This is a genomic window from Embleya sp. NPDC059237 (assembly GCF_042754105.1).
Lineage (GTDB): Bacteria > Actinomycetota > Actinomycetes > Streptomycetales > Streptomycetaceae > Embleya.
Genome location: NZ_JBHZAE010000005.1, coordinates 152,987 through 172,080, shown reverse-complemented (window position 1 = coordinate 172,080; position 19,094 = coordinate 152,987). Strand labels below are relative to the sequence as shown.

18 protein-coding genes and 1 pseudogene are annotated in these 19,094 nt (G+C 72.1%); 10 read left to right on the top strand and 9 right to left on the bottom strand.

Going from position 1 to position 19,094, the window contains the following annotated elements; translation table 11 throughout:
* Positions 1-7 precede the first annotated feature (7 nt).
* Positions 8-1,711, top strand: a complete 1,704-nt coding sequence (locus ACFXKZ_RS17990; RefSeq protein WP_380001460.1) for a helix-turn-helix domain-containing protein — start codon at positions 8-10, stop codon at positions 1,709-1,711.
* A 32-nt stretch (positions 1,712-1,743) separates the two neighbouring features.
* Here ACFXKZ_RS17990 and ACFXKZ_RS17985 read toward each other — a convergent pair whose 3' ends face one another.
* From ACFXKZ_RS17985 to ACFXKZ_RS17975, 3 genes are all read right to left on the bottom strand, one after another.
* On the bottom strand, positions 1,744-1,968 hold the full coding sequence (locus tag ACFXKZ_RS17985) for a hypothetical protein (protein WP_078974137.1): 225 nt from the start codon (positions 1,966-1,968) through the stop codon (positions 1,744-1,746).
* 400 nt (positions 1,969-2,368) lie between these two features.
* A complete protein-coding gene (locus tag ACFXKZ_RS17980; RefSeq protein ID WP_380001458.1) occupies positions 2,369-3,214 on the bottom strand; it encodes a DUF4097 domain-containing protein in 846 nt (281 codons plus the stop codon).
* A 173-nt stretch (positions 3,215-3,387) separates the two neighbouring features.
* Positions 3,388-3,930 carry a hypothetical protein gene (locus ACFXKZ_RS17975; protein WP_380001456.1) on the bottom strand — a complete coding sequence of 181 codons (543 nt, stop codon included), beginning with the start codon at positions 3,928-3,930 and terminating at the stop codon, positions 3,388-3,390.
* Between the two features lie 646 nt (positions 3,931-4,576).
* On the opposite strand from ACFXKZ_RS17975, the gene ACFXKZ_RS17970 reads away from it, so the two are divergent.
* Entirely contained in the window at positions 4,577-5,425 is an 849-nt protein-coding gene (locus tag ACFXKZ_RS17970) for a helix-turn-helix domain-containing protein (protein ID WP_380001454.1), read from the top strand.
* A gap of 45 nt (positions 5,426-5,470) precedes the next feature.
* On the opposite strand, the gene ACFXKZ_RS17965 is transcribed toward ACFXKZ_RS17970, so the two are convergent.
* The 3 genes from ACFXKZ_RS17965 to ACFXKZ_RS17955 form a co-directional block, all read right to left on the bottom strand.
* The gene (locus tag ACFXKZ_RS17965) at positions 5,471-6,154 is read right to left on the bottom strand and encodes a L,D-transpeptidase family protein (RefSeq protein ID WP_380001452.1); all 684 of its coding nucleotides are present in this window, start codon (positions 6,152-6,154) and stop codon (positions 5,471-5,473) included.
* Between the two features lie 203 nt (positions 6,155-6,357).
* Positions 6,358-7,821: an MFS transporter gene (locus ACFXKZ_RS17960; RefSeq protein ID WP_380001451.1), complete on the bottom strand. Its 1,464-nt coding sequence runs from the start codon at positions 7,819-7,821 to the stop codon at positions 6,358-6,360.
* The gene (locus ACFXKZ_RS17955) at positions 7,818-8,003 is read right to left on the bottom strand and encodes a hypothetical protein (RefSeq protein WP_380001449.1); all 186 of its coding nucleotides are present in this window, start codon (positions 8,001-8,003) and stop codon (positions 7,818-7,820) included. Before ACFXKZ_RS17955 ends, ACFXKZ_RS17960 begins: the two co-directional genes overlap by 4 nt.
* Before the next feature lie 121 nt (positions 8,004-8,124).
* Between ACFXKZ_RS17955 and ACFXKZ_RS17950 the strand changes: the two genes are divergently transcribed.
* The 3 genes from ACFXKZ_RS17950 (at position 8,125) to ACFXKZ_RS17940 (ending at position 11,986) form a co-directional block, all read left to right on the top strand.
* Positions 8,125-8,811 (top strand): TetR/AcrR family transcriptional regulator, encoded by a 687-nt coding sequence (locus ACFXKZ_RS17950; protein WP_380001447.1) that lies wholly within the window; start codon positions 8,125-8,127, stop codon positions 8,809-8,811.
* 522 nt (positions 8,812-9,333) lie between these two features.
* Positions 9,334-11,037: an LCP family protein gene (locus ACFXKZ_RS17945; RefSeq protein ID WP_380001445.1), complete on the top strand. Its 1,704-nt coding sequence runs from the start codon at positions 9,334-9,336 to the stop codon at positions 11,035-11,037.
* 505 nt (positions 11,038-11,542) lie between these two features.
* Positions 11,543-11,986, top strand: a complete 444-nt coding sequence (locus ACFXKZ_RS17940) for a CBS domain-containing protein (RefSeq protein ID WP_380001443.1) — start codon at positions 11,543-11,545, stop codon at positions 11,984-11,986.
* A gap of 145 nt (positions 11,987-12,131) precedes the next feature.
* On the opposite strand, the gene ACFXKZ_RS17935 is transcribed toward ACFXKZ_RS17940, so the two are convergent.
* Both ACFXKZ_RS17935 and ACFXKZ_RS17930 read right to left on the bottom strand, forming a co-directional pair.
* Complete coding sequence (locus ACFXKZ_RS17935) at positions 12,132-13,247, bottom strand: alkene reductase (RefSeq protein WP_380001441.1); 1,116 nt, start codon at positions 13,245-13,247, stop codon at positions 12,132-12,134.
* A gap of 51 nt (positions 13,248-13,298) precedes the next feature.
* Positions 13,299-13,760, bottom strand: a complete 462-nt coding sequence (locus ACFXKZ_RS17930; protein ID WP_380001439.1) for a RidA family protein — start codon at positions 13,758-13,760, stop codon at positions 13,299-13,301.
* 132 nt (positions 13,761-13,892) lie between these two features.
* Between ACFXKZ_RS17930 and ACFXKZ_RS17925 the strand changes: the two genes are divergently transcribed.
* Positions 13,893-14,318: a MarR family winged helix-turn-helix transcriptional regulator gene (locus tag ACFXKZ_RS17925; protein WP_380001437.1), complete on the top strand. Its 426-nt coding sequence runs from the start codon at positions 13,893-13,895 to the stop codon at positions 14,316-14,318.
* 63 nt (positions 14,319-14,381) lie between these two features.
* On the opposite strand, the pseudogene ACFXKZ_RS17920 reads toward ACFXKZ_RS17925, so the two are convergent.
* Positions 14,382-15,161: pseudogene (locus ACFXKZ_RS17920) on the bottom strand (alpha/beta hydrolase family protein); the annotation flags it as partial.
* 233 nt (positions 15,162-15,394) lie between these two features.
* Here ACFXKZ_RS17920 and ACFXKZ_RS17915 point away from each other — a divergent pair.
* The 4 genes from ACFXKZ_RS17915 to ACFXKZ_RS17900 all read left to right on the top strand — a co-directional run bounded on the left by ACFXKZ_RS17915 (position 15,395) and on the right by ACFXKZ_RS17900 (position 19,036).
* A complete protein-coding gene (locus tag ACFXKZ_RS17915) occupies positions 15,395-16,048 on the top strand; it encodes a GNAT family N-acetyltransferase (protein WP_380001435.1) in 654 nt (217 codons plus the stop codon).
* A gap of 38 nt (positions 16,049-16,086) precedes the next feature.
* Positions 16,087-16,956, top strand: coding sequence for a PaaX family transcriptional regulator C-terminal domain-containing protein (locus ACFXKZ_RS17910; RefSeq protein ID WP_380001433.1), 870 nt, complete (start codon positions 16,087-16,089; stop codon positions 16,954-16,956).
* Positions 16,957-17,056: 100 nt separating this feature from the next.
* Positions 17,057-17,629, top strand: a complete 573-nt coding sequence (locus tag ACFXKZ_RS17905) for a GNAT family N-acetyltransferase (RefSeq protein WP_380001431.1) — start codon at positions 17,057-17,059, stop codon at positions 17,627-17,629.
* 24 nt (positions 17,630-17,653) lie between these two features.
* Entirely contained in the window at positions 17,654-19,036 is a 1,383-nt protein-coding gene (locus ACFXKZ_RS17900) for a PLP-dependent aminotransferase family protein (protein ID WP_380001429.1), read from the top strand.
* The last annotated feature ends 58 nt before the right edge of the window (positions 19,037-19,094 follow it).

Here is a 19,094-nt window from a genome sequence, read left to right as displayed (position 1 = left end):
GTTGGGCATGCCCGAGCTGCGACTGGCCCTGCTGGCGGGTACGGGGCGGCTGGGCCGCGAGGTGCGGCGCGTGTCGGCGTACGATCCCATTGCCCCGGGCCGGGGTCTGGCCGGCGGCGAACTCGTGGTGGCCGGCGAAGTGCCCGCATCCCCCGCCGAGTCCGCACACCTCGTCCGCGCCCTCGCCACGAACGGCGCGGCGGCCCTGGTGCTCTCGCCCCGGCCGCCGGTGCCCGAGCCCGGTCCCGACGATGTGCCATATCCCCTGGTCGAGGCCTGTGTTCGGGCCGGCCTGCCGCTGTTCCTGGCGCCGCACTCGATCCCGGCGCTCCGCATCGCCGAGGTGGTCGCCCACCGCATGGCCCGGGAGTCCGATCCCACCACCGAACGCTCCCCCAGCCGCCAGACCCGTCTGCTCACGGCCCTGACCAACGGCGCCGACACCCAGGCCTTGCTCACGGTACTGGCCACCGAACTCGACGCCCCGTGCCATGTGATCACCCCCGCGGGCCGCCTCCTGGCAACCGCGACCCCGTCGCCGGAGGGGAGGGCGGGGTGGAACGGGTCGGCCGACGCGGGGGCGTCCGACCGGTCAACCGCGCCGGAGCGACCCGCCACGAGCACCCCCACCGCCGCACCGGCCCCGCCCGGCTCCACGACATCGCGCGAACCCGTCGTCCCACAGGGGGCGGCGTTCGGTGATGGCCCGCCGGGGGGCCGTTCTCTCGGCAGGTCTGGGCGCCGGGAGGTGGCTCGGGTCATGGCTCGGGGTGGTGAGGGGTTGCCGATTCTGGTGGGTGGGGACACCGTGTTCGCCGTGGGGCGCGGGGCCGGTCCGGTCGGGTATCTGGTCTGCGGTGGCGATCGCCGTACGGACGAGGCTCTGGCGCGCGTGGCCGACCTGTTCGTGCTCGGCGATGCGCGGCGCGCCGAGCGGGCGGCTGTGGAGCAGGGCCACGCGTGGGAGTTGGTCGACCTCGTCGAGTCGGATGCGGCCCCGGACACGATTCGGGCCCGCCTGGGTGCGGCCGGCCTCCCGCCCGACGCGGCGCCGATCGTCTGCTCGGCCGCGGGCCACGGCGCCGACGCGGCGACCGCACGCCTGGTCATCGACCTGATCGAGTACGCACTGGACGAGGAGCCGACCGCACGGTGGGTGGTGGCCGTCGGCAAGGCCGAGGTGGTCGTGTTCGCCGCGGCCGGAACGGGGCCCGGCGGCGCGACGCGCGTCGCTCGTGCGCTGGAGCGGGCGGCCGACTGGTGGGAGCCGCTCCTCGGGGCCGAGCGCCTGGCGATCGGCATTGCCGGGACGTCACCCACGTGGGGGACGGCATTGGCCGAGGCCAGGGGCGCGCGGGACCTCGCATGGACGCGCCCCGGCCGGCTCACCGTGGCCGAAGGCCCCGAGATCGACGCATACCCGGCACTGCTCACCGCGGTCCCCCCGCCCGTGCGCGCCGCGTTCGCGGAGCGGGTGTTGGGCGGGCTGCGGGCGTACGACGCGGAACACGGCACCGACCTGATCGACACCCTGGCCGCGTTCCTGGCCGCCAACGGCGCCTGGCAGCGCTGCGCCGGGGCGCTCGGCGTACACGTCAGCGCACTGCACCAACGCATGGGCCGGGTACGGGATCTGACGGGCCGTGACCTGTTCTCCGCCCGGGACCGGGTGGACCTGCTCCTGGCCCTGGAAACCGACCCGGCCGGCTGACCCCGGACCGAGCAACCGCGCCGACGGCCCGGCTACTTGGCGCCGCTGTCCTGGAGGTCGGCGAGCGATGCGGCCCAGCGGAAGTACTTGTTGCGGCCCAGGTCGCCGATGGTGGTGATCTTCAACGACGCCAGGTGCTCGGCGTGCGCGTCGGTGATCCCGGCCAGTCCGGCGACCGGCGCGGCCAGGACCTCGCTGAGCGTCTTGTTCTCGTAGGCCTTGTCGAGCAGCTTGTCGAGGTCGGCGGTCACGGGCATGAGTACTCCCTGCGGGTTCGTAGCGGCCGTTCGCCGCGATTCGCCCCCATGTTCCGTCGGAATTGTCATCGATTCCGACATTTGCCCGATCGCGCGTGTCGCAGATCGAGTGCCGGACCGCGTACGGGATCGAGCGCCCGATCGCGCGTCCGACCGCATGGCGCCACATGGCACGGCGGGATGGACAGCGGCCGGCGCGACCTCCCGACCGGCGAGCCGATCGGTGCGACGCCGCGCGATCTCCCGCTGCCGACGCCACCGCTCCAACGGCGCCAGGGCCGCGAGGATCAGTACCGCGCACAGCAGCGGAATCGGCACCGGATGCGGTAACGGCCAGACGCCGCCGGACACTTCGGGTGCGGCCCACATGAGCTGTCCTCTCCGCTGCGTGCTTCGGACGTCAGGACCGACGGATCACGATGTCGCCCGAGAGCGTGCGGGCACGCACGTCGACCGTGTCGTCGGTCGGCGCCGGGCCGTCGACCGAGTCCAACGAGGTATGCACCTTGCCGGCCATGGAGTTCAGGTCGAGCCAGGCGGCGGTACCCTCGCGGATCCCCACCTCCAGTTCGCCGGACGCGGTCTCCAGCCGGATCGCGCCGTGCACCACCTCGCCGATCCGGACGCTGCCGGACACGGTCTTGGCGCCGACGGTGGTCAGCGCCCGGTCCACGGTGATGTCGCCGAGTGTGCTGTTCAGGCGCAGGTCGCCACTGACCGCGCCGAGCGAGATGCCGCCGGCGGTGTTGCGAACCACCGCCGTGCCGTCGATCTTGCCGACCCGGATCTCGCCCGCCGCCGCGCTGATGTCGGTGTGGCCCACCGAATGCGCCACCGAGACGTCACCGGAGGTGGAGTTCAGCCGTAGTGCGCCCGTGCGATCCAGTCGGATGTCCCCCGAGGCGACCGAGAGCCGGGTCTCGCCGACCCGCCCCTCGACGTGGATGTCCGCGGCGGCAGCCTGGCCCTCGATTCGAGAGCCGGTGGGCAACTCGATCGTGACGTCCACCGAAGCACTGCGCCCGAAGAACGAACGGCTCTTGTTCCTGGGCACGCGCACCGACAGTCGCCCCGAGGAGCAGGCAACCGACGTCTGCTCGGCGGCCTGCACGGACGCGGTGTGCGACGGGTCGGTGGGGCGTACCTCCACGACCGTGTCGACGCGGTCGCTCGCGCTGATCCGAAGGCTGCCGACGACCAGGTCGACGGTGGCGAAGATCGGCTTGGGAGTATCGAAAGTAGGCATGGCATCCCGTCCTGGGAGTTGAAGGTCGTACTCCGTAGGGGCGTACTCGGTTGCGCACGCACACGCCGCCCGCAAGGCACGCATGCGGCGCGGGCCGATCGGGCGTGTCTCGCGGCAGGCGCCGTCGAGTGCCGGCTGCCGGCGTTTCCCGGGGTCGCCGGCCGCGCATCGGGTCACCGCACCCAGCCGGTGTACCGCTGTCTGGTGCGTGACGTGCCGCGCCGTTCCCGCCCGCGCTCCTCGGCGGGGTCGAGCGCGGCGGTCACCGTACGGGCCAGCCAGGCGTTGACGGACAGGCCCGCCCGACCGGCGGCCTGTTCGATCCGAGGCTTGATGTGCTCGGCGAGCCGCAGCGTGATCCGCGCCGTACCACCCTCCTCGGGCTCCGGCGCGGACGCGGCCGGCGGCGGCCCGGGACGCTCGTCCGGCTCGTCGTCGAAGGCACCTCCGCCGGCCTCCTCGAACGAGCGGGCGACCGCCGGCGACACCACGAAGTCCGGGTCGAGCCCCCGCAATCGCATGTCGACCGACCCCGGCGCCAGGTCGCGGCTGATCTCGTCGGCGGCGGCGGACAGCGCACTCAGCAGCGCGAGCCTGGTCGCCGATTCGAGCGGCCCGATCAACCGCTCGGCAAGCGCCCGCGCCTGCGCACCGTTCGCCTCGGCGGCAACCGCCAGTTCACGGCAGAGCTTGTCGACATAAGGCGTGAGGTCCATGACGTCATCATGACGCCACAATGACGTCATGGCAAGCCGACTACGCCACAACTTGACGTCACATGACGTCAAAACCCCCCGGGACACCACCACGGGCCCTCAGCGGCAACGCCGCCCGCACTCCCCTACGCTCCGCCACAGCCGACGCCACGACCCCGACGCCCCACCCCGGCCCCTGTCCCACTCACCCGCCCACCCCGGCACCCCGACCACGCCGCCGGACACCGGGCGAACGCCACCGAGCCGAGTCGACACGCCCAGGAGTCGAACCGACGGGCAACACACGGGCAGAACCGGGCCGACGACCTGAACGCCCGCCCCGCCCCCTGCCCGCTCCCACCCTCTCGCCCGGCCCCGGCCCCGGCGCCTCGCCCGACCCGCCCCGGCCACCCCACAACTCCCGCGTACGCCCCCCGACCTCACGCCCCCGACCCCCAGACCGACTCACCGCATCTCCGGCCCGTCCCGGTCGCCGGCAACTCCCGCGTGCAGCACCCCACTCGACCGCACACCCCCGGCGCCCCGCCCCACTCACCCCGTGCCTCTCCCCCGCCCCACGCAACCCACCGCGCGCCGGCCCCACCCCGCGAGGCACCGGCAACAAGCGGCAACCGCCCCGGTGTCGGCGCGCCTTAGACTTCGGGCCGTGAGTGAGAACGAGCTTGGTGACTTCCTCCGTAACCGTCGCGCGGCGGTCACGCCTGCCGAAGTCGGGCTGCCCGACGGGCCCCGGCGCCGTGCTCCGGGGTTGCGGCGGTCCGAGTTGGCGGGCCTGGTGGGGGTCAGCGTGGAATACCTGACGCGATTGGAGCAGGGGCGCGACCGACGCCCCTCCGGGCAGGTGCTGGCCGCGCTCGCCGACGCGCTCCGGTTGACCTCGGAGGAGCGGGTCCACGTGCGCCTGCTCGCCCGGGCCGCCACCGGCAACGCGTTCTCGTACGCGGCGGTCGAGCCGCCCACCCGCACGATCCGGCCCACCGTTCGCGCCCTGCTCGACCGGCTCGAACCGGCCCCCGCGCTGCTGGTCGACCGGCTCGGCGACGTCTTGGCGTTCACCAACGGCTACGAGCGGCTGGCCCGCCCCCTCGGCATCCTCGACCCGGACCAACCCAACCTGGTGCGCTACGTGTTCACCGATCCCCGGGCCCGCGCGGCCTACCCCGACTGGGAGCGGATAGCCGACGAACACGCCGCGATCCTGCGCACGGCCGCCTCGTTCGCCGATCCCTACGTCCAGGATTTCCTGGACGGCCTCGCGATCACCGCCGGCACCGTGTTCAGCCGCCGACTGGCCGCGCCGGCCACCCCGCCGCGCCGGGTCGGCGTGGAGCGGCTGGCTCACCCGGAGGCGGGCGAACTGCGCCTGGAACGCGAGATCCTGGACCTCGCCGACGTCGACCAGACACTGGTCGTCTACCTCCCCTGCGACGAACCCACCTCCGCCGCGCTCGACCACCTCACGGGCCGCCACCCGGGCGCGCTGCGCGCGGTCTGACCACCCACCTCCCCCGCCGGCGCCCCGGGTGGCACAACTCGGTGATCAGGTACCGGACTTGCGGCCGTACACGTACACCTCGTCGCCGGTGTGCAGCAGGTCCCAGTAGGCCTTCGCGTCCGCCGGCCGCATGTTGACGCAGCCGTGCGAGCCGGGCGGCGAGGTGACCGAGCCGTCGATCGCGTGGAAGGCGATGCCGCCGTCGAAGAACTGGCTGTATGGCATCGCCACGTCGTAGAGCGTCGACCAGTGGTTCAGCGCCCGGTAGTAGACCTTGTGCAACCCGGTGCGGGTGGCGAAGTCGGCCCGCCCCGAACGAATCTGCACCGGCCCGTACACCCGCTTCGCGCCGTCCTGGATCCAGCTGACCTGCCGGCCGAGGTCCACACACGCGATCCGCCCGACATCGGTCGGACACCCACCCTCCCCGCCGGCGGACCGCCGCTGGAGCGCCGCGTAGGTGACCGGACCGGCGTAACCGGCCGCCGGGCGAATGCCGTTGTCGGCCTGGTACGTCCGGATGGCCCGGCAGTCGGCCTCGGACTCCCGTCCGTCCACCGGCAGTCCGAGCGCCGCCTCCACCTGCCGCTGATACGGCCCGGTCCGCGAGGTACACGCCGTGGCCGCCGCACTCGTCGGCGCCGCGACCACCACCCCCAGCGGCACCACGACCCCGGCCGCGACCACCACCGTCACCACCCGCCGACACACCCGCCCGAGCACACCCATCGCCGCCCCCTTCGCAGTCGACTCCGCCCGCCCGCACCGCCGTTCGACCCACGGACGCTCCGGTCACCGGCAGGTACCCGACCTGCCACACTCCGTCAATCCTGCCCGCGCCCGACGGTGCCGCACACCCACCAACGGGTCCTTTCACCACGACGCGGCAGCACGGCGCACCTCGACGACCCACACCCGACGCCCGAACTCTCCTACGTCATCGTCGACTTCGTCGGCACCAGCAGCACCGCGAGCACCGCGGCGACCAGCAACAATCCACCCGCCGCACCGAGCGATACCGCGTAGCCGTGGGCGAGTTCCCGCTTCGACGCGCCCTCGTCGGGTCCGGTCACCGACGCGGCCAGGGTGACCAGCGCGGCCAGCCCGATCGAACCGCCGATCTGGCGCGAGCTGTTGATCAATCCGCCCGCCATGCCCGCCTCGTGCGCGGCCACGCCGGAGGTGGCGGCGGTACCCAGCGGTACGAAGCACAGGCCCGCGCCGATGCTCGCGACCAGCGACGGCCCCAGGATCGAGCGCAGGAACGTACCGTCGGCATCGAAGGCCAGGCCGAACCACCCGAAGCCGACCCCCACCAGCACCCCGCCCAGCGCGAGCAACCGCCCGAGCCCGACCCGGGCCACCACCTTGGTGGCCAGCACCGAGCCGATCAACACCCCGAGCGAGAAGGGCAGGAACGCCACCCCGGCGGCGGCCGGACCGTAGCCGAGCACCTGCTGGAGATACAGCGAGGTGAAGTAGAACGCGGCGAACTGCCCGGAGAACAACAACAACATGAACAGGTTCGCCCCGACCACCGGCCGACGCCGCAACAGCCCCATCCGCAACAGCGGCGTGGCGACCCGCAGTTCGACCAGGACGAAGGCAACAAGCAACACCACCGCGGCCGTGAGCGTACCGATCGTGACCGCCGAGCCCCAGCCCTGCCGTTCGGCCCGCACCACACCCAGAACCAGCGTGGTCGCCCCGGCGGTGACCAGCAGCGCCCCCGCCGGATCGAGCCCGCCGCCGGCGCCCCGCGCGGGTCGGTCGCCGGGCAGTCGCCGGGCGGCGAGCAGCGCGAAAGCCACGATCGGCACGTTGATCAACATCACCGCCTGCCATCCCGCCGACTCGGTCAGCAGTCCGCCGATCAGCACCCCGCACGCACCCCCGGCCGCCGCCGTCGCACCCCACAGGCCGAGCGCCCGGGAACGGGCCGGCCCGGCCGGGAAGGTCACCGTGATCAGCGCGAACGCCACCGGCGCCAGCGCCGCGGCTCCGACCCCCTGTACCGCACGGGCGGCGATCAGCGCCCCGGGCGAGGAGGCGAAGCCGCCCGCCAGCCCGGCCAGGCCGAACACGGTCAGGCCGCCGATCAGCGTGCGCCGCCGTCCCGCCAGGTCGCCGACGCGCCCGCCGAGCATCAACAACCCGCCGAAGCTCAGCGCATACGCGTTGACCACCCACGGCAACCCGTCGACGCCGAAGCCCAGGTCGTCACGGATGTCCGGCAGCGCGACATTGACCACCGACATGTCCAACGCGACGGTGAACTGCACGGTCAACACGACCAGCAGCAACAACCGGGTACTCGGCTGCCCCCGCCCCGCCCCACCCGAAGCCGCGATCGTCACGGTCGCCCCCGTCGTCGTCCCACCCCTCACCCCGGTCATCCCCGCACCCCGGCCCCGACGGCGCGCGGCTCCGGGCGCGTACCGGCGCGCACCCCGATGGACATCACCTCGGCGGGCCCGTCCGCCTCCGGTCGGTGCCACCGCCCCCGTGGCACCACGAACGCCCCGCCGGGCCCTTCGCGCAATCGCACCGCGGATTCGAACAGGTCGACATACGTCATCGAAACTCCTTGCCACAGGGAAAAGCACGCCGGGAAACACGCCGGCAACGCGTTGACGTACTCTGTACGTGAACAGCCTCAGTCGAACACGTACGCCGTACGTACGTCAAGGAGGAGCAGCATGCCCGCGCCCCGAAAGTTCAGCCGCGAACAACTGCGCACCGCGGCCCTGACCCTGGTCGACACGCACGGCCTGGCCGCGCTGACCATGCGCAGCCTCGCGGCGGCACTCGGCACCGGGGCGATGACCATCTACAACTACGTGGACGGGCGCGAGGGCCTGGAGGGACTGCTCGTCGAGGCCGTCCTGGCGGACGCACTCCCCGCGACCGAACCCGGCGCCGAGGCGGACGACTGGCAGGCCGAGGTCCGCCGGCTGGCCGAGGCGAACTGGCGTGCCGTCCGCGCCCATCCGGACGTGATCCCGCTGATCCTCACCCGCCGGATCACCGACGAGGCGACCCTCGTACACGGCGAGGCGCTGCTGCGCGCCCTGGCCCGAAGCGGTCGCCGAGGCGTCGAACTGCTGTACGCCTTCCGCACCGTGACCGGCTTCGTCACCGGCTTCGCCCAGGCCGAACTCGCCGGCCCGCTCTCGATCGCGCCCGACGAGGATGTGCGGTCCATCACCGACCGGGCCCGAGCGCTGCCCGCCGACCGTTTCCCGTACCTGATCGAGATCGCCGGCGCGGCGGCCGAGAGCTCACCGTCCGACGAGTTCCGGGCGGGCCTGGATCTGCTGCTCGCCGGCCTGGAGCAGCGCCCGGCCGGACCGAACACCGGCCGCCTCGACCCCGGCGCCGCATAGGACGTGTCTTCGAACCCCGCCGAATACCTGCCGAAATCGCCGGGAATGACCCCGGTGGCTCGTTCGTTGTACGGAGCAGTCGGTGAGCGGGTGTCCCCGGGCCCAATCATTGCCGCTGCGAGTTACCGTTCGGCTGGAATCGCGGTGTGCCACCCGCCGAGAGGTGATCCCGTTCACCGACCCGAAGACGACGGCGTCGCCCCCTCCCCCCGAGGGCGGCGCCGTCCCTCGTCTTTCCGGCCCGCACAACCCGCGCCCGGGCCGGCCTCCCGGCATCCGGGACAATCCGCGCTGCAACCGTCCCGCGCCCGAGATCGTCCGTCTTCCCGAAGGCCACCGGCGCAATGATCCGCGACCGGTACATGTACGGTCCGTTCCGGCCGCCCGATACGGTGTCGAGCCAGTCCGCGGCAACGCGACGTCGGTCCGACGACAGCACTCTCGGGGGTTGGTTTGAATTCCGTTCCGGAGCACGGCGGGCGCCGCCGGCGTACTCCCGAGTCCGCGTCCCCCGACCCGGTCGTGCCCACCGATTCCGCGGTCGAGGGCGGCCCCGAGGCGGCCGGAGCCGACGACACCGGCGCGGGCGTACCGCGCCCCCGACGCGCCGACGGCCGGGGCCGCGCCCGCTCCGGACGCAAGGCCAAGCCCACCGGCCACGGCAAGCCGCGCCGCTTTCGCAAGCTCAAGATCACCGCAATCGTCGTGTCGTTGGCGCTGGTCGCGATCGGGATCACCGGCTTCGTGATCTATCAGAAGCTGAACGGCAACATAAAACACAGCAAGCTCAACATCAGCGATGTGGACGTGCCCAAGGAGGCCCCGGACGCGTTCGGGCGCACCCCGATGAACATCCTGATGATCGGCTCGGACGGCCGGGACGACCCGACCGACTGCAAACTCGGCGGTGCATGCGACGGCGGACCGCCGCGCGCGGACGTACAGATGTTGCTGCACGTGTCCGCGGACCGGAGCAACGCGTCGGTGATCAGCATCCCGCGCGACACCCGGGTGCAGGTCCCGACCTGCACCGACCCGAAGACCAAGCAGCGGTTCAACCCGATCAACACCACGATCAACGAGTCGCTGGGCCGCGGCGGACCCGGCTGCGTGGTCGGGACCTGGCAGTCGCTCACCAAGATCCACATCGACCACTTCATGATGGTCACCTTCTCGGGCGTGGTCTCGATGGCCGACGCGGTCGGCGGGGTCGAGGTCTGCGTGCAGTCCAACATCCAGGACGAACAGATCGAGTACGTCAACGGCGTGCGGCACGAGTACGGCTCGCACCTGAAGCTGACCGCCGGCAAGCACACCATCCAGGGCGAGGACGCGCTGAAGTGGCTGCGCACCCGGCACGCCTTCGAGGACGGCGGCGACGTCGGCCGTACGCACGCGCAGCACATGTACCTCAACTCGATGGTGCGCACGCTCAAGTCGAACAGCACGATCACCAACCCGATCAAGCTGTTCAAGGTCGCCGAGGCGGCGACCAAGGCGCTGACCGTGGACGACGGCCTCAACGGGATCCCCAAGCTGACCTCGCTCGCGAACACGCTGAATAAGGTGAACACCAACCGGATCACCATGACGACGATGCCGCACGCACCGGACCCGCAGGCACCGAACGAGCACCTGATCCCGGCCGCGTCCGCGGAAACCCTGTTCAAGATGGTGCGTTCCGACGTGGCCTTCGACAAGAACGGCCCGCCGCCCGGTACCGAGACCAACCCGCCGACCACGCCCGATGCGCCGCCTGCCCCATCCCTGGACAAGGCCGCGGTCCGGGTCACGGTGGTCAACGGCACGACCAGGACGAGCCTGCCGGGCCTGGTCACCGACCGGCTGATCGCCCAGGGCTTCACCAAGGCCGTCCGGGACTCGACCCCGCTCAAGCGGCAGACCACTACGGTGATCCACCCGGCCGACGCCAAGGACCAGGCCCAGGCCGTCGCGGACTCGCTCGGCCTGCCGGCGAGCGCCCTGTCCGCGCAGCCGAACGCGACGCACATCACGGTCCAGATCGGCACCGACTGGGGTTCGGAGGCGACCTTCAAGGGCGGCAAGGGCAGCACGACCTCCGCGCCTCCGTCCGCCCCGCCGCCTCCGCCGGCGGGCGAACTCCCCAAGGATTCGGCCGCGTTGAACGGTGCCGACGAGGGTGCGTGCATGAAGGTCTACACCGAGGCCAAGGACCGCAACGGAAAGCCGATCTACACCTGGTGATCCGGTAACCCCGGTGACATGACGGGCCGGTGGCGAACCGCCGCCGGCCCGTTCGTCGTGTGGTCGCGCCCGACCCCGACCCACCGGCCCGATCGCGCCACTTCTTCGTTCACCATCCCGAACACGGCTGCAAATAAAGCCGGTTCGGGATGGTATGTGCCGACGCCATGTCGGCCTCCCGTCGAAATGACGGTAAGGTGGCTGTACCGAAGACATTCCGTACGTCGGCTTCCTTGTCGACGCCGTCCTCGGTGGGCGACGACGCCGGCCGTGCCGGCGGGTCCGAAGGCGAGTGCACCGGCTGTCCGTGCAGCCCGCCTTGCGTCCGCCGACCAGCGCACAGCGCCATCACCCGGCGCGGGCCCGGCCGCCCGCATCGAGTCCCGTGACCTCGCCGCCTCTTCGGCCCCGCGCGCCTTCGCGCGGCCGTGCGACGACACGGGCCCGGGTGCCCCGCCGCCCGACTCCGGTCCCACCGGACGACTCGAAACCAGGTGCATACCCGATGACCAACCTCCCCCACCATCCCCCCACCGCCCCCGGCATGCCCACCGTCGCCCACGCCATGCGACCTGCCGTGGTGCGGATCGACGCGAACACGATGGTCGACAAGGCGATCGACCTCGTACACGCCGCCGACGCCGACCACGCGATCCTGCACGCCGAGGACGGCCGCTGCCTGGGCATCGTGCGCCGCGCGCAACTCGCGCCGTACCAGACCCGTTCCTGGTACACCGCGCGTACGCCGATCCGGAACATCTCCCACGAACGCGGCCCCTTCGCCCGGCCCACGACACCCGCCGCCGAGGCGCTGGCCACGATGCGCGCCCGCGGCCTGCGGGTATGGGCGGTGACCGACCCGGAGGGCCGAGCCGTCGGCGTACTGACCCCCGAGTCCCTGCGCGCCGTGCTCGCCGACACCGACCGCCCGATCGGCGCGGCGGCATAACTCTCGGGCATCCGACGGCGGTTCGTTCGGTACGGCTCCCGTACCGGCCGAACACCCGCCCGCCGCACCACGATCCACCTTCGATGCGCACATCACCCCCCGGATCGTGCGCCTTTGCGAACTCCGAGCCCAACCCGACCCGTCCCTAGACCCGCTCCGGGACGGTGATCGCCGGATAGTCCACGTAGCCGCGCGCACCGCCGCCGTACACATCCGCCACCGGCGGCGGGGCCGGCGCCAATCCCCGGGCGATCCGCTCCGGCAGGTCGGGGTTGGTGATGAACAACCGGCCGAACGCCACCACGTCGGCGAGGCCGTCGGCGATCAGTCGCTCGCCGGTGGCCGGGTCGACCGGGGTCGGGCCGTTGTGGTTCGCGATCAACATGCCGGACCAGCGCGGCCGCAGGTCGGCGAGCGCCGCGTACGCACCACGTTCGAGGACGTGCAGGTAGGCCAGGCCGATCGGGTCGAGCGTGTCGACCAGCGCCCGGTAGGTGCCGCGCGCGTCCGGCTCCACGAGTTGGTTCTCCGGGTTGTCCGGCGAGATCCGCAGCCCCACCCGGTCCGCGCCGATCTCCGCGGCCACCGCCTCCACCACCTCGAACACGAAACGCAGCCGGTTCTCCCGCGAGCCGCCGTAGCGGTCGGTGCGCAGGTTGCTGTTCTCGGCCAGGAACTGCTGGAAGAGGTATCCGTTGGCGCCGTGGATCTCGATGCCGTCGAATCCGGCCTCGATCGCACGGCGTGCGGCGCGCGCGAACGCGGCCACCACCTCGGCGATTTCGGCGACGGTCAGCGCGCGCGGGACGACGTGCGGGAGCAGGCCGTCGCGGGTGTAAATAGGCGCCTCGGTGATCCGCACCGCCGACGGCGCGGTGGGCGTCTCGCCGTCCAGGGTCACCGGATGGGTCATCCGGCCGACGTGCCACAGCTGGGCGAAGATCCGCCCACCCGCGTCGTGCACGGCGGCGGTGACCTCGCGCCACCGGGCCACCTGTTCGTCCGTACGCAGTGCCGGAATGCCCGGTCCGGCCTTGCCGAGCGGGTGCACCGAGATGCCCTCGGTGATCAACAGCCCGGCGCCGGCGCGCTGTCGGTAGTAGGTGGCGGCCAAATCGCTCGGCACGCCGGTGGTGTCGTCGGCGCGGCCTCGGGTCATCGGGGCCATCGCGATCCGGTTGGGCAGATCCAGGCGGCCGTGGCGATAGGGGGCGAGCAGCGGGTTGGCGGTACGGGTCGGAGAGGTCAACGCGGTATCCATTCCTGTGGGGGTCGGGCGGTCCGGCGGTCGGGTGGCGGCGGTTTCGCGGACTCAGCGGTCCAGCGCGGTGACCTCGACCTCGATCAGCCAGTCGGGCCGGGCCAAGGAGGAGACCTCGACGAGGGTGTCCGCCGGGTACGGCAGGGACAGGAACTCCTCCCGCAGCCGGATCACCTCGTCCAGGTTCTCGGCCATGTTCCGGACGTAGATGCCGACCTTGACCACGTCGGCGAAGGTCACCCCCGCCTCGGCGAGCACCCGCTCCACATTGCGGAAGGCCTGCCGGCCCTGGGCGAGGAAGCCGCCCTCGACGGTGCCTCCGCTCTCGTCGAACCCGGCCTGCCCGGATACGAAGATCAGGCCGCCGGCGCGGATGGCCTGGGAGATCCGGTACGGCTCGTACCAGTCGGGGGTGGTCGCGATGCGCTCGATCCGGGCGCGGGTGGTGTCGCCGGCGGCGTCGTGGGTGGTGGTGACGGTCATCGCATGCTCCAGGGTCAAAAGAATCTGCATGCACATGCATGATTTGCTTGCGCATGCATAATCTGGCACTGCATGTAATCTGCTGTCAACAGCGGATCGATCCGCGCTCGGCCCACCAACGGCCGGACACGGGTTCGACCGGACCGGAGAAAGGACGGGGTCATGGACGCGAAGCTCTGGGAGCAGGTCGTCGTGCTGCACGCGCGCGTCGAGCACGACCTCGGCCGGACACTTCAGCGGCGACACGGCATCGGCCTGTCCGAGTACCGCGCGCTGTCCCGACTCGCGGTGGCGCCCGACGGCGAGTTGCGTATGCAGGAGCTGGCCGACTCGATCGGGCTCAACCAGAGTTCGGTCAGCCGCCTCGCGGTCCGCCTGGAAACCGACGGCCTCACCCGACGCGACCTGTGTCCCAAGGACCGCCGAGGGGTGTACACGGTCATCACCGACGACGGCCGCGCCCGCCTGACCGAGGCCGCCCGAACCTACGCCCAGGCCCTGACCACAGCCCTGGAAAAGGCCGCCGGCGACCCACAACTGACAGAGATCGCCACAGCCCTGGGAGCCGTCCCGACCCCGGTGGGCTGAGCACCCGGCCCACCGGACCGGGAAGCACCTTCCCGGCGCCCGGCTCCGCCCCCCGTGCCGGGCTCAGCGGCCCACTCGGCGTCCGGCCAAAAATCGCCCCTGGTCGGCGAGATAGCCGTCGACGAACAGGTCACGCGGTGCGAAGACCGCGGTGAAGAAGGTTTTCGTCTCCGAACCCTCGATGTCCGCGTCGACCGTCGAGTGCGCCGCGTCCGGGTAGTGACGTACCGTCAATTCGGCCCGCCCGGCGGGCAGTTTGCGACACTCCGCGTCGGTCTCGACGACGTCCACGTTCACGTCGCGCCCCCCGAGCATCAGCAGCACCGGCACCCGCACCCCGGCCAGGTCCGCACTCGCGTCGGCTCCGGCGTTCTTGCGGACGAAGCTCCACCGGTCCGCCGGCATGGTCGCCGCCGAACCCAGCGCGGCGCGGTACTGCTCGTACCCGGCGCCCTGTGCAATCAGCCGCCGAACCTCGTCGCTGCGCCGGACCTCGGTGTCGATCCGGGCCTGCGACGCATGCTCCGCGCGCAACTCGGCGAGCAGGTTGGACCGGCCCTGCCGCAGCCAGTTGATCGCGGGCGACACGGCGATCACGAATTCCACGTCGGGCGTGCGCGCGGCCACCTTCGGCAGCACCCAGCCCGCCTGACTGGCGCCCCACAGGCCGACCCGCGCATGATCCACGTCCGGGCGCGACCGACTCCAGGCGATCGCCGCCTCGGTCTCCCGGGCCCGGTCCTCCATGCTCTGGTCCAGCCAGTTGCCCGGCGACCCGGCCACGCCCGGCTTGTTCCACGAGAGCGTCGCGTAGCCGGCCCGCGCGTACGCCTCCATCTGCGGCCGATAGAAGCCGTCGTTGGTGGCATTCCGCGCACAGGCTCAGCACCCGATGGCGTCGAACGAACCCTCGGATCCCCATGTCGTCATCTCCCTTCGGACAGCGCCTGCGATACCGTAGTTATCAAATCAAAAACGCTCGTTACGGTAATGAACGTTTTTGCATAATGACCCGAATGGCCCGGCCGCAGCCCCGCTCGCCCGCCGGGCGCCACCCACCGGCCCCGGAGGCGGCAATGGACCAGGAACAGGCACCACCCGCGCACGGCAGCCCGAAACCCGCGCCCCCGGCCATCGGTCGCGGGCTGCCGGAGGGCGCGCGGCGGCGGGCGGCCGAGCTGTACTGGGAGGCGTTCGGTCGCAAGTTGGGCGCCGGGCTGGGCCCCGCCGAGGCCGGGATCGCGTTCCTGGCCGAACACCTGCACCCGGACCGCGCCGTGGTCGCGACCCGGGACGGCGAGCTGGTCGGCCTGGCCGGCTACGCCCACGGTGGCCGCGGCCTGACCGGCGGAACCGCGGGCGACGTGCTACGCGCCTACGGCGGAATCCGCGCGCTGCCCCGGCTCGCCGTCCTGGCCCTGTTCGAACGTCGGCCGGGACGTGGGGAGTTGGTGATGGACGGCATCTGCGTCGATGCCGCGCAACGCGGCACGGGCGTCGGCGGCCTGCTCCTCGACGAGGTCGCCGCCGTGGCCCGCGAGCTCGGCTGTCGGCGGATCCGGCTCGATGTGATCGACGTCAACCCGCGGGCCCGGGCGCTCTACGAGCGGCACGGCTTCGTGGCCACCTCGACCCAGCGAACTCCCTTTCTGCGCGGGCTGATGGGCTTCGGCGCGGTGACCACGATGGTCCGCCGGGTCGAGCCCGCGCATCCGGGCGGGCGCGGGTGAGCGCGGGGCCACGGGTGCCGCGCTCGTATGCTCGGGACATGCCAGGAACGCCGGACACGGGCCGCGTCGAAATCCCCACCCGCACCCTCGTACACGCGCTCGTGCGCGGCGACGGCAGCGTCGACACCGGGGAGCTGTACACCGTCGCGGGCGCGCTCGGCATGTCCGACCAGCAGGTGCGGCTGTGCGTCAAGCGCCTGGTCGCCGAGGGCCGTTTCACCCACGAGGGGCGCGGACGCAAGGCGGTGCTCAGGGCGACCGAGGATGCCCGACGCACCCTCGAACCCAACGTCGAGTTCGTGCGGCACGCGTTTCGCCAGGACCGGGGCGAGGCGCCGTGGGACGGCGCATGGCGGCTGGTCGCGTTCGCGATCCCGGAGTCCGCACGATCGGCACGCGACGCGCTGCGCGACACGATCGTGTGGCTGGGCGGCGCGGCGCTGCACGGCGGGCTGTACGCGTGCGCCAACGACTGGACGGAACTGATCGCGGCCGAGGCACACCGCCTGGGCGTGTCCGCCGCGGTCACCCAGCTCACCAGCCGAGACCTGCGCATCGGCGCCATCGACCAACCACGCGCCCTGGCCGCAAAGTTGTGGCCGCTGGACGAAATCGCCGGACGCTACACCCGATTGCTCGACATCGTCCGCCCCCGCCTGACCCGCCTGGAATCCGGCGTCGACCTCACCGACGTCGAACTCCTCACCATCGGCGTCGAGTTGGGCGTCGAGTTCAGCCGCGCAATCGAACCGGACCCGCTCCTACCCCCGGAACTGCTACCCACCCCATGGCCCGGCCGGCAGGCCCGCACCCTACTCACCCAAACCTGGTCAAAACTGTCCAAGCAGGACCAAACCAACACAACAAACCGGCTGTACCGCCTATACGAGAACCTGTCCCACCCCTGACGCATCGCGCGCTTCGTGGTCGTCGAGTCCGTATCCGGCACCGCCCCCCGGGTTGGATATTCGGTGTCTGTGCGTCTCGTGAGGACGCAAGATGGTGCGCATGACTTTGGCCACTCCCGTGCTGTATACCGCTCGCCTGCGGCTGCGGCCGTTCACCGATGGCGACGTGGACTCCCTCTTCGCGCTGCACAGCAGCACCTACGTGATGCGCTACTGGGACTCCCCACCGTGGACCGAACGGGCCCGTGCCGAGCGGTTCGTCACGATGTGCCGGACGATGGCAAACGACGGCACCGGGGCCCGGGTGGCCATCGACCGTGTTTCCGATGGGGCTTTCGTCGGCTGGTGCGGTCTGACCGCGTGGGACGAGGACTGTCGCAGCGCGTCGTTGGGCTACTGCCTCGGCGACGCGATGTGGGGCCACGGCTTCGCGACGGAGGCCGCGCACGCCGTGCTGCGGTGGGCGTTCGACACGCTGGATCTGAATCGGGTTCAGGCCGAGACCGATACGCGCAACGTGGCATCCGCCCGGGTCCTGGAGAAGATGGGATTCATGCGGGAAGGGACGCTGCGGGAAGACTGCGTCGTGAACGGCGAGGTCTCCGACTCGTGGATATTCGGGTTGCTCAGGCGAGAGTGGCAGCCGTCGGCCGTGCAACCATCGAGGCCGTGAGGCCCGGGTGCAGAGGGAGTGGTCGTGGACGTCGAGCAGTTCGCCGTGGTGCTCGGGGAGCGTATGGGGCGTCCACGACGCAACGAGCGCCGCTCCCGTGGTGAACGGCTGTCCGACGCGCTGCGCGACCTGGTCGAGGGTGGCGAATTGCTGGCCGAGACCCGCCTGCCGTCCGAGCGTGCGCTCGCCGACGCCCTCGGGTTCAGCCGGGGCACCGTCGCGACCGCCTACCTCTCGCTGCACCGGATCGGCCTGGTCGAGCGCCGCCACGGCAGCGGGTCCTACGTGCGCGCCGGCGGCCGGCCGACCTTCGCCCGCTGGCTGCGCGAGGGCACCATCGTCGTGGACCTGGCCAAGGCCGCCGTACCCGACACCACACTCCTGCCGCACACCGCGCTGCGCGTCGAGGACCTGCTCGACTCCCGTCCCCCGGACGGCTACGGACCGACCGGCGACCCGCGGCTGCGCGAGCTGATCGCGGCGCACGAGTTGCCCGCCGGCTTCACCGCCGACGACGTCGTGGTGACCTCGGGGGCGCAGCAGGCGATCCACCTGATCGCCGACGCACTGCTCGTGCCCGGCGACCGGGTCCTGGTCGAGCCGACCACGTATCCCGGGATGCTCGCGGCGGCGTACCGCTTCGGCGCCGAGGCGATCCCGGTCCCGGGCGACCGCCACGGCTTCGACCCGGAGGCGCTGCGCGCGGCGATCCGCCGGCATCGGCCCGCCTACGTGTTCTCGCTGCCGGTGCACAACCCGACCGGCGCGGTGGTCTCGGCCCGACGGGCGAAGGCGATCGCCCGGGTCGCTGCCGAGGAGGGCGGGCTCCTGGTCGAGGACCGCACGCTCGCGAGCCTGGCCGACGGGCCGGTGGCCTCGGCGATCGAGCACGGGGCGGACCGTACGGTCTGCCTGGGCTCGTTGTCCAAGACCACGTGGGGCGGCCTGCGCCTGGGCTGGATCGCCGCGCCCCCGGGCGTGCGCTCGCTCCTCGTCGAGGCCAAACAACGTACCGACCTGGCCACCTCGACCCTGGACCAGCAGCTGGCGATCCACCTGCTGCGCGACCCGGGCCGCCCGGCCCGGGTCGGCGAGTGGTTCGCCGATCTGACCCGGCGCCGCGACCACTTCACCGCCGAACTCGCCGAGCGCCTGCCCGAATGGGAGTGGACGACGCCCCGCGGCGGCCTGTCCCTGTGGGCCCGACTGCCCGGCGTGGACGGCGAGGACTTCGTCGCCACCGCACTGCGCCACGGCGTCGCGGTCTCCCCCGGCGCGGTCTTCGCCCCCGCACCGCACACCGCCGGCGACCGCATCCGGCTCAGCTACGCGTGGCCCGAACCGGTCCTGTCCCAGGCGGTGGACCTCCTCGAAGCCGCCTGGCGCGAAACCCCGAAGAGCGCCTGACCCGCCGCTCGTTCGCCGGACGGCGACCTGCCCGTCCCGATCCGCGAACACCCCTAGT